A 12,803-nucleotide genomic window follows, 5' to 3' on the forward strand; every position below is an offset into this window, starting at 1 on the left:
GATGTCCGGAAAGGCAGATGTCTCTTCGATGAAAGGAAGATCCGATGCTTTAGCTGAGGGGTAGCTCACAATTCTTTTTCTAGAATATTTTTTGTTTATCCATTTTTCGATCTATTCCTCATCATAAATATTCCAGTATCTCCATCCAACGATTCTTTCGCAACTTCAATCAGGGCATCTGCATCTTCAGCTGCCAATTTTTTGACTGTGATAGCCCCCTAGGCTGACGACTTAGGTTATATTTCAGAAACGGTTATACCTTTTAATATAATAAAGGGATAGAACTGAGTTCATGAAGAGCTTCTTGGATTGGGAATTGGAGCTTCACAGTAAGGTGGAGGAGGTTAACGAGAAACTCCTTGATACGGTTAGAAGTGAGGAGCCTGATTTAGACAGAATGGCTAGATATACCATTGAAGCCGGGGGAAAACGTTTTCGGCCATTGCTTACAATACTTGCCTACGAATCCAGCACCGATGAGCCTTATTTTAAGATTCTGGATCTGGCAGCGGGATATGAACTCATTCATACTGCCAGCTTGATACATGATGATATAATAGATAACTCGCCCATGAGAAGGGGAAGACCAACATTGAGTTATAAGGAAGGAATAAACAATGCAATAGTGGTAGCCGATTATCTGTTTGCCAAGGCCTATGAACTCGGATCCAGATACGGTCCAGTTGTATCTAAGGTTATGGCAGATGCATCCAGCAGACTGGCCGAGGGCCAGATTCTGGAAGCATTCAACCTTGGAAATCTCAATATTAAAGAGGAGACCTATTACAAGATAATAGAGAATAAGACAGCTCACTTTTTTGAAGCCTGCGCCAAGGGAGCTACGATAGCTGCAAATGCCGATCTAAACACAAGAAATATGCTTTCTGGCTTTGCATTCAATCTCGGCATGGCATTCCAGGTGACAGACGACATTCTGGATATAACTGGAGATGATAAGTATACAGGGAAACCAACATTCGTAGATATAAAGCATGATGCGCTCACGCTTCCTATAATCTATGCGTTGCATAATTCTGAACAGGCTGACAGGGAGAAGATCATAGGAATGATCAATGGCAGCATAGAGATAGATAAGGATCTGCTCAAGAAAATATTTCTGAGAAGCGGATCACTGGATTATTCGTTTGGCATAGCTAAGCGCTTCATAACAACCGCAATGGAATATCTGAAAGGTGTGACAAGATCGCCGGACATAGACCTGTTGATGGAACTTGCCCTGATGGTCATAGATAGAATAGAGATCTACAGATGACGGAAAAATTTGGATCATATTCAATAAGGCATGATTGTCCATGCGAAATTTCGGGTGTTTTCCCCTCTTCAGAAATGGTTTGGATATATGTATGAAAAATGAGGTAGTGATATGAGACCAAGAATACTGTTATATACAGGAAAAGGTGGAGTTGGAAAGACGTCCATAGCAGCAGCAACTGGTGCATTGCTGTCCTCAAAGGGACACAAGACGCTGATCATTTCGACAGATCCGGCTCACAGCCTTGGTGACGCTTTCGGTATGGAGATAGGTCATAGTGTGAAGCAGCTTGGAGAAAATCTGTATGGCCAGGAAGTGAGTGTTGTCCAGTCCATAAACGAACACTGGGGTGAGCTGAAGGATTATCTGAGATCGCTGTTCCTCTCGCAGGGTCTAGATCCGGTTTCGGCAGATGAGATAGCCACGCTTCCAGGTTTTGAAGAGGCCTCTGAGCTTTTGTATCTGAGAAACTATTATTACGATGAGGAATATGATACGATAATAATGGACAGCGCGCCCACAGGTGCTGCCCTGCAGTTGCTATCATTCCCTGAGGTGATGACATGGTACATGGACAAGCTTTTCCCCATAAGCAGAAAAACTGCGAGGGTAGCACGTCCTTTATTGAAGCCCTTTGTCGATATACCACTGCCTGAGGATGCGGTCTTTGAAAACATAGATCTGCTCTACAGGCAGCTCACTGACATAAGGAAAATACTGACGAACAACGACGTTACGTCCATTCGCCTTGTGACCAATCCGGATAACATGTCTTACAGCGAAACAAAGCGTGCCTATACCTATCTTCTGCTATATGGATACCCAGTTGACGCGGTGATAATTAACAAGATACTCAGCGATGAAACTGGAGATTTCTTCGAAAAGATGAGAGGAAGTCAGAAGGATATAATAACTGAGATGGAAAATTCGTTTGTGGACATCAAAATATTCAAGGCTAGGTTGTTGCAGGAGGAACCTATAGGGATAAAGAAGCTGGTTGAGCTTGGAAAGCTCATATATGGTGACGAAGATCCATATAAGGTTTTCTACAAGGGCACGCCTATAAAATACACAAAGAATGGGGACAGATACCTGCTCAAGATAAAGATGCCATTTGCTGAAAAGGAAAAGCTCAACTTGTTCAACCACGGAGGGGAGCTAACAATAGAGATAGCGAACTGGAAGAGGGTATTCTATCTCCCAGAATCTATCTCCGATAAGAGGCCTGTATCGGCGGAATATTCAAATGGATATTTGAATGTAATACTTGAGTGATCAGATGGACATAGAGATAACTATAAAGGTATCGAAAAAAACCTACGAAAGGCTGGAACGCCTATTCTACCTTGCCACGCTCCCCAAAAATTTCCAGGAATTTCAGAAGGAGATCAGGAAAGAAACCGCTCAAAAGCGCGAGAGCGAAAAAGATAAATTCAGAAAGATTGAGATAAAATAGCCAGTATTCAATTGTGAATAACGCTGAAAATTAATATACATTTTTTCACTACTATCGATATGAAGGCGCTTATAGAGGAAGATCTGTTTTCAAAGATAGGGATCAGTGAGGTAAATTCTGGAGTATATGATGGGGCCTGGGCCAATCCATCTGGCAAGATGTTGACAGTGCGGAGCCCGATTGACGGAAGCGAAATCGCCAAGATATCGCTGGCCACCAGGCAGGATTATGACAGAATGGTCTCAAAGGCCATAGAGGAGTTCAAGAAATGGAGAATGATCCCGGCACCAAAGCGGGGACTAATAATAAGAGAGATAGGCGAGGAGCTAAGAAAGGAAAAGAAGAACCTTGGAAAGATCGTGACGATAGAGGCCGGCAAGACACCATCCGAGGGAGAAGGAGAGATACAGGAAATGATAGATATATCGGATCTTGCGCTGGGCCTCTCAAGGCAGCTTTACGGTCTCACCATTGCCAGCGAGCGTCCATATCACAGGATGTACGAGCAGTGGGTACCGCTTGGTCCTATTGCAGTCATAACTTCATTCAATTTCCCAGCATCGGTATGGTCATGGAATGCATTCATTGCAGCAGTCGATGGAGATGTTGTGATCTGGAAGCCATCCTCTAAGGCGGCGCTAACAGCTGTAGCCGTCATGAAGGTGATCGAAAGGGTTTTGAAGAGGAACAATGCGCCCAACATATTCTTCCTGCTTGTAAGCTCGGGTTCCGAGGGTGGAGACTGGATAACGAACGATCCAAGGATACCTCTCGTTTCATTCACAGGATCTGTGCCGGTTGGAAAGAAGATCTCAGAAAACGTTGCAAAGAGACTTGGGAAGAGCATACTTGAGCTGGGAGGAAACAATGGTGCAATAGTTTCCGATAAGGCGGATATAGATCTGGCGCTTAGAGGTGTGGTTTTCGGTGCACTGGCCACTGCCGGGCAGCGCTGCACCACCACCAGGCGCGTAATTGTGCATGAGAAGATATACGACGAATTCCTGGAGAAACTAAAGAACGCATATTCAACCATAAAGGTCGGGGACCCCAGAGATAAGGGCGTGCTGGTTGGCCCACTCATCGATGAGGATGCGGTGCGCGATTACGAAAATGCAATTGACGCAGCTATAAAACAGGGTGGGAGGCTCGTATATGGTGGTAAAAGGATCAATCTGAAAGGCTACGAGGGCGGCCATTACGTCATGCCAACAATAATAGAGGCAAAACCAGATATGCCAATCGTCAAGGAGGAGACGTTTGCACCAATTCTCTATGTGATGAAGTACCGCACCATAGAGGAGGCTCTTGAGATTCACAACTCGGTTCCACAGGGTCTGTCGTCATCCATATTCACGACTGATCTACGGGAGGAAGAGGCCTTCCTGTCTCCATATGGATCGGATTGTGGGCTTGCGAACGTCAACACAAGCACCGCTGGTGCCGAGATAGGCGGTGCCTTTGGAGGAGAGAAGGATACCGGAGGAGGAAGGGAGAGCGGAAGCGATGCCTGGAAGTACTATATGAGGAGGCAGACCGTTACGAAGAACTGGGGCCAGACGCTTCCTCTGGCGCAGGATGTGGTCTTCGAGTTCTAAGGCCACCGCATCTGTCCTTCCATTGGCATGCGAACATCGCATGCCCCTCATTTTATTGTTTTATGAAGCGATCCACATAATAGAGCCGTTTAAAATTTTTCATAGATCATGCGGGCTTTACCCTGCTGATATGAAATGCATCATTTTCCCATGAACACCGGTCTCCTTTTATCTCTGAATGCGGCAACGCCCTCTACGAAGTCATGCGTTGAGGCAAGCTTTGACTGTTCCTCCGCCTCGAGCTCCAGGAATTCTTCGAAGTCAAAGTAAAGCGATCTGTTTATGAGGATCTTCCCGGTCGAATAGGCAGCAAAAGGACCATGGGATATGATATTCGCCGTATTCCTTGCCTCAGATAATGGATCCTCTGCCAACTCCAGCAATCCGGCTTTTTCAGCACACTCCGCCGAAAATTCGCCTCCTAGGAGCAGATGTCTGCTGAAGCGGCCTCCCGAACGTCTTGTGATTATATAACTCAATCCAGTATCTGGAGCAAGTCCAATACCCTGAAAAGCGAGGATGAACCGGCTTCTTGGCGATGCATATACAAGATCGCATATGAACGCCAGACTTATGCCAGCACCGGCAGTAATACCATCGATTGCACTTATGAATATCTTTCTGCTGTTTCTGATCTTTCTGGCTATAATGTGGAAAGAATCCTTTAGATCGGATCTCAGAATTTTCTGCGTTATCTCATCTGGAGCATCGTTCAGATCTGCACCGGCCGAAAATGAATTGCCGGAACCTGTTATTATCACGACCCTCACGGATTCATCTTGATCTGCGCGGTCGATAGCGTTTATCAGTTCTGATCTTGTTTCGGCGTTTAGTGCGTTCATTCTTTCTGGTCTATTTATGGTTATAATAGTTACAGAATTATCTCGTTCTGTGTTGATGTATCGATATTGCATGCATGAATGATAGCACACTTCATATTAAGATATAGAAGAACCTAAGGATATGAATTCTTCAATGGAGAATTTGTATCATTAAACGAACATGAAAAAATTAACTATAATTGGTATGATGCGTTATTCATGGATTTGAAGGGGAAAGTGGCCGTTGTAACTGGTTCAGGAAGGGGCATAGGGAGAGAGATTGCAGTATATCTGGCTAGGCATGGGGCAACAGTTGTAGTAAACGTGAAGAAGAGAATTGAGGAAGGCAACGAAACGCTTGCAGAGGTGAAGAAATACAGCGATGGTATGATGGTTCAGGCCGATGTATCGAGCCGGTCTGGAGCAAAGTTGCTTGCGGATCAAACTCGCAGGCAATACGGAAGATGCGACATACTGATCAATAATGCTGGGTTGGGCATAGGTATGCCATTTCTGGAATGCGATGACAGGCTCATAGAAAAGATGATCTCTTCAAATTACCTCTCTGCAGTCTACTGCACTCAGGAGTTCTCGGAGATAATGCCAGAAGGCAGCTCGATAATAATGATGGCATCGTTTGCAGGCATTAGACCAATGATGTATCTGTCGCTGTACGGAAGCCTTAAGGCAGCCATAATGAAGCTCACCGAGTATCTTGCCCTTGAGTTGAGGTCAAGACGTATAAGGGTCAATGCACTGGCCCCGTCGATCGTAAAGACAAAGATGGGCGAGAGCCTCTTAGATTATCTGCACATGACAGAGGAAGAATACGCATCAAAGCACACGCTAACTAGCAGCATAATATATCCTGAGGAGATCGCAGGTGCAATAGGTTTTCTTTTGGAATCTCCAAATATAACTGGCCAGACTCTGGTCATTGACTCCGGTCAGTCGCTGATCGGGGATCTATTCATGTAGAATTTTTATCAAAATGTGAGATGAAATATATGGTGTGAAGTCATCAACGGGCATCCGGCTGGAATGTATATTTCCAGGAATGCCGATCACCTATCTAGTTTTTCCTTAAGTCCGGATGCATAGAGCGCCAGATCTTTGCTTCCGTCGTAGATGTAGGATCTATAAAGTTCAAGGATGCTGGCCTCTATTGATCCCTCCGCGTGGATCATGGCCGTGGAGAAGAGTGCTCCGAAGGATGAGATGATCTCCTTTGTCAGAGAGATGATCCTCGATCTCGTGACGGCATCCGTCCCCTTTTTGCCCATCATGTATTTGCTGAGATATTTCATCTCATCAGGATTTTCAAAGTCTTTCGAGGATGGAAGCGTGGCAGCCAGGCCACCGGCTACATCCACAAGGTGCTTTATGACATCCATATAATTCTCGTTCGCCACAAGTTTTCCAACATTCGTAATCACCTTATCGGGTATCTGGATTCCAGTTGCAGGATCTGCCTTTGATTCATATGCAGCCAGATAACCTGTGCTTCTAAGCAGCTCTTTATACTTTATAATTTCAACGACATCCCTCCTGATATGCGATTTGTCGTCCACACCATTGAATTCAGCCAGCAATTTTCCAAGCCCAACTAGCAGGTCAGCCATCCCCGTTCTGTAGGCTATGGCGGTGAATCTGTGAAATGTGGGAAACATTACAGCCAAGAGGCCCGCATACTGCCATTCCCCTGCCAGAAATACCCTATCCCATGGTACAAAGACGTCGTCAAAGATCGTGATGGATTCGGTCTCAACATTCTCCCTTCCCATAATGAACCATGGATCATCGTTGGCAGATTCTACAGCCTTCTCCGGTTTTGATATCATTTTGAGTCCTTTGGCATTTGCTGGTACCGCAAAAGCCACAGCATAGTCCGCATCATCCTTGGTCATTGCCCTGGTCGGGATAACTATGATCTCATTGGCCACAGGCCCCTGCGTTGTATGTGCCTTTGCACCTCTCACAACTATGCCATCATTGCTGCGCTTTACAATATGCACATACATATCGGGATCAGACTGTTCACTTGGTCTTAATGAGCGATCCCCCTTCATATCTGTCTGGGCCACGGCGAGTGCCAGATCATTTTCTGCTACATACCTATAAAATTTTTCAATCCGATTAAAATAGGTTGTTCCTAGCCGGGAATCGATCTCTTTTGCCGTTATCAAAAGCGCGAAAATTGCGTCTGATCCTATTGCCTGAATTATATTGAATGTACCTCTGCCCATCCTTGTCGTTTTGTATATCAGATTGAATCTGTCAAGTAGATCCTCAGTTTTCCTCGGAATCTTATAGAAACTGCTTATCTCTCCATACTCCGGATCCTGATATACCAGCATATCCCTGTATTTCTCATCGTGTTGCCATTTGTAGATAAGTGAGGCGTGCTTTACAGCAGTTCCCAGTTGAGGATGATCTGCAACGTTCCTAACGCTCATTCCCTTATAGTAGACGACCCTCCCATCATCGAGGCTTTTAAGATAACGATCGACGTCGTATATAGACATAATGTATCATATTATCATGTTAGGATAAGGCTTAAACCTTCTTGTCCGCATTATCTGAAGAAATATTGTATCTTTATGCTGCCAGAATTTCACCGTGACATAATTTATTCGCATTTCCATGGCTATAATACGGACATCACCGATCATGATATGCTTCTGTTAAGCGTTTCATATCCTTTGGAATACCATACGATGGATCCGATAAGTCCAACAGACCATGCGGCGGTGGCAAAGATCATATAGTTGTAAACGGATATACCGGAAAGTGCGAATATCGAGATTATGTAGAGAGAGTAAGCCACACCCCTAACGGTTGCTATCCCAAGACCGCGGTATCTCGTAACAAAGAGTTCAGGTTGCAGGATCTCCCTGACCGCCCAACCAAGCTCTCCGAAGAACGCGTTCACCACGAGGAGGATCACAAAGACATCAAACGGTAGCCTAAAGTAAATGTAAAGCAAAAATACCGCCATGGAAACCGTCCCTCCAGCGTATGCCATGACCGAAAGCATCCTTCTGCCTATCCTGTCTACAAAAACAAGAATGGCATAGCCGAAAACGGCCTCACCAAGTCCATATATGAAAGGTATGAGGGAGGTATATTTTGGATATTCATATGGACCAAGAATATCAGCCACAAGCGCGAATGTCAGTACTATTGTTATGGCGAAAAGCATTAGAACCATGATGGGGACGGGTGAACCAAACCTCTGATCTGTGAGCTCAGCATAATGCGAGGAGACAAAGGACCATCTCAGGCTCTCTGGCAGTTTCAGGCGAGTCACTATGGCTATGATCACGCCTGATAAACTCATCGCCAGAAAGATCATCTTCTCTGTGAATATACTGTAGCCAGCTACGATAAATACAGCAGAAATAGCTGCAACTCCTGCATTTGCGCTGTTGGAAACCAGGACAAGAACCTTACCTCTGTATCTGATGGGGAACTGTTCTGCTAAGAATGCAAGAGATACTGTTTCTTCACCGCCAAACCCGAATTCCGCTAGGAATATGGATGCTAGTATTTCGATGAAATTTGTAGATAATATTATGCCTATTATTCCGGCGATTCCTGAGGTTATGGTGGTGATGAAGAGTTTCTTCCTGCCAATCTTATCCGAGAGGTATCCAAGTATGAGATTCCCGGCAAGGAGTCCAGCTGGGGACGACACCAATACATAGATATCATTGGATGGGCTTATAAATGGCCATTGAGTGACTAGCGGGGCCGTGACCAAAAGTAAACCCCAGACGAAGAAACCGGATATCATTGTCAGGGCCATTATAGTATGCGTTCTGTTCCATCGTGCACTGTCCAAGAAATTCTTAACATCATTATAGGTTGAAAATTCTACATCTTTTTCCATAACTTTCCCTCCGCCGGTATTACCCGGATCAGGTTCAAGGGGTCGATCCTTCTGGATCCTCTCAGCCCTTCACGGAGCTCCCCCATTCTTATGCTTAATTTTAATGCGATATTATAATGTTATGTTGCTTTCGCCATGCCTGTGAAATAGTTCATGCTTCAGGCATTTTCAATGAAGATGATGTATATGATAAAGAAGACCTATTTCAGATCTAATATCTCACCGCTGTCGCTCTCCTCAATCCGTTGTTCATCCCCGGGTTTCCAGTATGGCTCCCGGAGCGCTACGGCTTTCCTAAAGAGATCCTTAAGGACGTTTTCGTCAGTTATACCCTTGAATGGAATGTTCGTATCGGATCTCATAAGACATGTTTTGAATTCACCGCGAGAAGTGATTCTGAGCCGTGTGCAGTGAGCGCAGAAATCAGGATTCCGCTGAGGTTTTACAAATTCAACCTTCACAAGCCCCGCATTGCTTCTGATCAGATACCTCGGTCTGTTGTGCAGATCGTTGTATTCCACATCTATTGATCTTTTCCTTATCTCCTCCTCTATTGGGTTGAGGCTAACGTGATATTTTCTGTATTCTTCGGAATATTCCCCCTCTCTATCGGTCTCATATTCTATGAGTTGCAGTATCGCGTTGTTTTCCGCAGCGATTTCCAGCATTCTTGGTATATCCTTCACGTTGAGATCCTTTAGAACCACAAAATTGATCTTCACGGGAGTAAGTTTTGCATCGTTGGCTGACCTCACAGCTTCCATAACGCGCTTCAGCATCCATGTTCCAGTTATGAAATGAAACCTTTCATCATCCGGCGAATGCAATGATATATTGACCCTATCGAGGCCAGCTGCCTTGAGATCCTTCGCAATCTTTGGAAGCATTGTGCCGTTGGTTGTCATAGATATGTTACCAGTAATGTGTCTTCTGATCCTCTCTATTATCTCAACAATATCTGGCCTGAGAGTTGGTTCTCCTCCCGTTATCTTGATCTTGTTCACTCCGAAATCATGCGATATCTTCACTATTCTTTCGATCTCATCCGGTGTAAGTTCCTCACCGTTGATATCAGTACCCTCCATATGACAGAAGAAACATTTGAAATTGCACGTAGTGTTAAGCTGGATTCTGAGACTCAACACCGGTCTTCCGTATCTGTCAAATAATGGCATTTGAAATATAGAGTGATTTAACGTTAATAACCTTATCCTGAATCGAAGACGACAAATTTGGATCTTGTATCTGAAGTTCACATGACTTGAAATTCGGCACGGTTATAAGCGAAATTGGAAGTTTGAGGGAAATGATAAAACTCAGACCTCAACAGGAAAATATACTGGTCTGTCACAATGGATGGATTTATACCCCACGAAAGTCAAGTGGGATAATTCGTGAATGATATCTGTGCGATCCGAATTTACATCTGTGAATATAGCGATGTATGGACTATACGGAATATACCATTACGGGAAAATTAGCAAGAAAGCTCCGACCTTCAGTGAGGAGATGAATTGGGAAAAGTACATAAATGCAGGGCTAATAGTATGCATGGAGAGTCCTGTGGATAAGTCCTTCGAAGAAGGCATGCAGGATACTTCCATACAAAAACCAGTAGAGTACTGGTTTGGAATGCCTCCACAATCTTTCCCAAGCATTGTGGGCAAAAAGCACATCCAAATTGCATGCAGACAGGGATGCATGCAAGCGAAGCACTGATACCACTCAAAGGGGCAGCGTTCAGGACAGGAACGACCATGAAACTCAAGGATGGAGGATCTGCAAAACGCTCCCAGACCGTGAGGGATGATGGAGTAACGGGAAGCAAAAGTAGAACCTCCGAAGCTTCAGCGAGGAGAGCATGTCAGAAGCAGATATCTTCTTATTGAAAAAAATTCGAAGATTCAGATGAGGAGTGGATCACCCAGTGAAGAGCCGTGGCTTAGATTTGCAAGTATCTTCTTTCGTAATATTGCCTTCTGATGATCACCAATTCGATTCCGAAGCGAATTTGTATCGTTGTCTGCGGTCATAGATGTAAGCCCACGAAAAAGCTAAATAAGGATCAATATATTAGGGTTCAAACTGCGAGATATTGGTAATTCTCGAGTATTGATAAAAAAAGGTGAAAATAATGGCAAGTCAGAAACCACACCTAAATCTGATAACGATAGGTCATGTAGATCATGGAAAATCTACATTGGTAGGACGGCTACTATACGAGCACGGCGAGATTCCGGCACATATTATAGAAGAGTATAGAAAGGAAGCCGAGCAGAAGGGTAAGGCAACCTTTGAATTTGCTTGGGTCATGGACAGATTCAAGGAAGAGAGGGAGAGAGGAGTTACTATCGATCTTGCGCACAGGAAGTTCGAGACAGACAAATACTACTTTACGCTGATCGATGCTCCTGGACACAGAGACTTCGTCAAAAACATGATCACAGGTACAAGTCAGGCGGATGCTGCAATTCTCGTCATATCAGCCAGAGAAGGAGAAGGTGTGATGGAGCAGACCAGGGAACACGCATTCCTGGCAAGGACACTTGGTGTTCCGCAGATGGTTGTAGCCATAAACAAGATGGATGCCACAAGCCCACCGTACAGCGAGAAGAGATACAATGAGGTAAAGGCCGACGCTGAAAAGTTGCTCAGATCCATAGGTTTCAAGGATATTTCATTCGTGCCCATAAGCGGTTACAAGGGCGATAACGTTACGAAGCCCAGCCCGAACATGCCATGGTATAAAGGCCCAACGCTTCTCCAGGCACTGGATGCATTCAAAGTACCTGAGAAGCCGATAAATAAGCCTCTCAGGATTCCAGTTGAGGATGTGTATTCAATTACCGGTATAGGTACAGTGCCTGTCGGTAGAGTGGAAACCGGCGTTTTGAAGCCCGGCGACAAGGTCATATTCCTGCCTGCAGATAAGCAGGGAGATGTCAAATCCATAGAGATGCATCATGAGGCTCTGCAGCAGGCTGAGCCAGGAGACAATATAGGTTTCAACGTGAGAGGTATTGCGAAGAACGACATCAAGAGGGGAGACGTATGCGGGCATCTAGATTCACCGCCAACAGTCGTTAAGGCATTCACGGCTCAGATAATAGTACTGAACCATCCAAGTGTCATAGCTCCAGGTTACAAGCCTGTCTTCCACGTTCACACCGCACAGGTTGCCTGCAGGATAGATGAGATTGTTAAAACTCTGAATCCTAAGGATGGTACAACCCTCAAGGAGAAGCCAGACTTCATCAAGAATGGAGATGTAGCCATAGTGAAGGTAATACCGGACAAGCCACTCGTCATTGAAAAAGTTTCAGAAATACCCCAGCTTGGCAGGTTTGCCGTTCGTGACATGGGACAAACCGTGGCAGCTGGTCAGTGCATAGATCTGGAAAAGAGGTAATTCTATGGTCTCCTATAAGGCAAGGATCTCACTGAGTGGCACTGAACATAGGGTGGTTGACAGAGTATGCAATGAGATCAAGGAGATAGCAAGCAGGACCGGCGTGGAGATACACGGCCCAATGCCACTGCCAACCAAGAGGCTCGTGGTTCCCGTCAGGAAGAGCCCTGACGGTGAAGGTACGAACACATGGGATCACTGGGAGATGAGAATTCATAAGAGGCTGATAGATGTTGACGCTGACGAGAGGACACTCCGTCAGCTTATGAGGATCCCAATTCCTGATGGAGTACAGATTGAAATTCAGATCAAAAGTTAATTTTTTAATTTTTAATAAATTAAATTCGGGTGTTT

General features: G+C 44.9%; 13 protein-coding genes and 1 riboswitch. Of the genes, 9 read left to right on the forward strand and 4 right to left on the reverse strand.

The genetic code is table 11. The features are described from left to right. The first annotated feature begins 292 nt into the window (after nt 1–292). The 4 genes from Q0C15_RS04565 to Q0C15_RS04580 all read left to right on the forward strand — a co-directional run bounded on the left by Q0C15_RS04565 (nt 293) and on the right by Q0C15_RS04580 (nt 4,327). On the forward strand, nt 293–1,273 hold the full coding sequence (locus Q0C15_RS04565) for a polyprenyl synthetase family protein (protein WP_110640409.1): 981 nt from the start codon (nt 293–295) through the stop codon (nt 1,271–1,273). A gap of 111 nt (nt 1,274–1,384) precedes the next feature. Further along, nucleotides 1,385–2,548, forward strand: a complete 1,164-nt coding sequence (locus Q0C15_RS04570) for an ArsA family ATPase (RefSeq protein WP_297216803.1) — start codon at nt 1,385–1,387, stop codon at nt 2,546–2,548. 4 nt (nt 2,549–2,552) lie between these two features. After that, nucleotides 2,553–2,729: a hypothetical protein gene (locus tag Q0C15_RS04575; protein WP_297216805.1), complete on the forward strand. Its 177-nt coding sequence runs from the start codon at nt 2,553–2,555 to the stop codon at nt 2,727–2,729. A 59-nt stretch (nt 2,730–2,788) separates the two neighbouring features. Further along, nucleotides 2,789–4,327: an aldehyde dehydrogenase family protein gene (locus Q0C15_RS04580; protein ID WP_297216807.1), complete on the forward strand. Its 1,539-nt coding sequence runs from the start codon at nt 2,789–2,791 to the stop codon at nt 4,325–4,327. Between the two features lie 140 nt (nt 4,328–4,467). On the opposite strand, the gene Q0C15_RS04585 is transcribed toward Q0C15_RS04580, so the two are convergent. Beyond that, complete coding sequence (locus Q0C15_RS04585; RefSeq protein WP_297216810.1) at nt 4,468–5,241, reverse strand: enoyl-CoA hydratase-related protein; 774 nt, start codon at nt 5,239–5,241, stop codon at nt 4,468–4,470. A gap of 126 nt (nt 5,242–5,367) precedes the next feature. On the opposite strand from Q0C15_RS04585, the gene Q0C15_RS04590 reads away from it, so the two are divergent. After that, nucleotides 5,368–6,126, forward strand: coding sequence for an SDR family oxidoreductase (locus tag Q0C15_RS04590; RefSeq protein WP_297216812.1), 759 nt, complete (start codon nt 5,368–5,370; stop codon nt 6,124–6,126). Nucleotides 6,127–6,212: 86 nt separating this feature from the next. Here the strand turns inward: Q0C15_RS04590 and Q0C15_RS04595 are convergent, their stop codons facing one another. The 3 genes from Q0C15_RS04595 to moaA form a co-directional block, all read right to left on the reverse strand. Beyond that, nucleotides 6,213–7,667, reverse strand: a complete 1,455-nt coding sequence (locus tag Q0C15_RS04595) for a 4-hydroxyphenylacetate 3-hydroxylase N-terminal domain-containing protein (RefSeq protein WP_367181983.1) — start codon at nt 7,665–7,667, stop codon at nt 6,213–6,215. A 149-nt stretch (nt 7,668–7,816) separates the two neighbouring features. Further along, entirely contained in the window at nt 7,817–9,040 is a 1,224-nt protein-coding gene (locus tag Q0C15_RS04600) for an MFS transporter (RefSeq protein WP_297216817.1), read from the reverse strand. Next, a riboswitch (TPP riboswitch) is annotated at nt 9,028–9,134 on the reverse strand. (Overlaps the previous gene by 13 nt.) 106 nt (nt 9,135–9,240) lie before the next feature. Then, nucleotides 9,241–10,215: a GTP 3',8-cyclase MoaA gene (gene moaA, locus Q0C15_RS04605; RefSeq protein ID WP_297216820.1), complete on the reverse strand. Its 975-nt coding sequence runs from the start codon at nt 10,213–10,215 to the stop codon at nt 9,241–9,243. Nucleotides 10,216–10,468: 253 nt separating this feature from the next. Here moaA and Q0C15_RS04610 point away from each other — a divergent pair, with 253 nt between their 5' ends. The 4 genes from Q0C15_RS04610 to rpsJ all read left to right on the forward strand — a co-directional run bounded on the left by Q0C15_RS04610 (nt 10,469) and on the right by rpsJ (nt 12,768). Further along, entirely contained in the window at nt 10,469–10,759 is a 291-nt protein-coding gene (locus Q0C15_RS04610) for a hypothetical protein (RefSeq protein ID WP_297216823.1), read from the forward strand. After that, nucleotides 10,738–10,929 (forward strand): hypothetical protein, encoded by a 192-nt coding sequence (locus Q0C15_RS04615; protein WP_297216827.1) that lies wholly within the window; start codon nt 10,738–10,740, stop codon nt 10,927–10,929. The genes Q0C15_RS04610 and Q0C15_RS04615 overlap by 22 nt, the downstream gene beginning before the upstream one ends. Before the next feature lie 245 nt (nt 10,930–11,174). Further along, nucleotides 11,175–12,449 (forward strand): translation elongation factor EF-1 subunit alpha, encoded by a 1,275-nt coding sequence (gene tuf, locus Q0C15_RS04620; protein WP_297216830.1) that lies wholly within the window; start codon nt 11,175–11,177, stop codon nt 12,447–12,449. 4 nt (nt 12,450–12,453) lie between these two features. Next, a complete protein-coding gene (gene rpsJ, locus Q0C15_RS04625; RefSeq protein WP_010900872.1) occupies nt 12,454–12,768 on the forward strand; it encodes a 30S ribosomal protein S10 in 315 nt (104 codons plus the stop codon). Nucleotides 12,769–12,803: the final 35 nt, after the last annotated feature.

Origin of the sequence: Thermoplasma sp., from assembly GCF_023256435.1 — an archaeon.
In the GTDB taxonomy this organism is placed as follows: domain Archaea; phylum Thermoplasmatota; class Thermoplasmata; order Thermoplasmatales; family Thermoplasmataceae; genus Thermoplasma.

Excerpts from the sequence above, each read along its gene's own strand:
- Q0C15_RS04615 (WP_297216827.1), top strand. The coding sequence starts at position 10,738 with ATGCATGCAAGCGAAGCACTGATACCACTCAAAGGGGCAGCGTTCAGG.
- rpsJ (WP_010900872.1), top strand. The coding sequence starts at position 12,454 with ATGGTCTCCTATAAGGCAAGGATCTCACTGAGTGGCACTGAACATAGG.
- Q0C15_RS04580 (WP_297216807.1), top strand. The coding sequence starts at position 2,789 with ATGAAGGCGCTTATAGAGGAAGATCTGTTTTCAAAGATAGGGATCAGT.
- Q0C15_RS04565 (WP_110640409.1), top strand. The coding sequence starts at position 293 with ATGAAGAGCTTCTTGGATTGGGAATTGGAGCTTCACAGTAAGGTGGAG.
- Q0C15_RS04590 (WP_297216812.1), top strand. The coding sequence starts at position 5,368 with ATGGATTTGAAGGGGAAAGTGGCCGTTGTAACTGGTTCAGGAAGGGGC.
- tuf (WP_297216830.1), top strand. The coding sequence starts at position 11,175 with ATGGCAAGTCAGAAACCACACCTAAATCTGATAACGATAGGTCATGTA.
- Q0C15_RS04575 (WP_297216805.1), top strand. The coding sequence starts at position 2,553 with ATGGACATAGAGATAACTATAAAGGTATCGAAAAAAACCTACGAAAGG.
- moaA (WP_297216820.1), bottom strand. The coding sequence starts at position 10,215 with ATGCCATTATTTGACAGATACGGAAGACCGGTGTTGAGTCTCAGAATC.
- Q0C15_RS04570 (WP_297216803.1), top strand. The coding sequence starts at position 1,385 with ATGAGACCAAGAATACTGTTATATACAGGAAAAGGTGGAGTTGGAAAG.
- Q0C15_RS04600 (WP_297216817.1), bottom strand. The coding sequence starts at position 9,040 with ATGGAAAAAGATGTAGAATTTTCAACCTATAATGATGTTAAGAATTTC.
- Q0C15_RS04585 (WP_297216810.1), bottom strand. The coding sequence starts at position 5,241 with ATGCAATATCGATACATCAACACAGAACGAGATAATTCTGTAACTATT.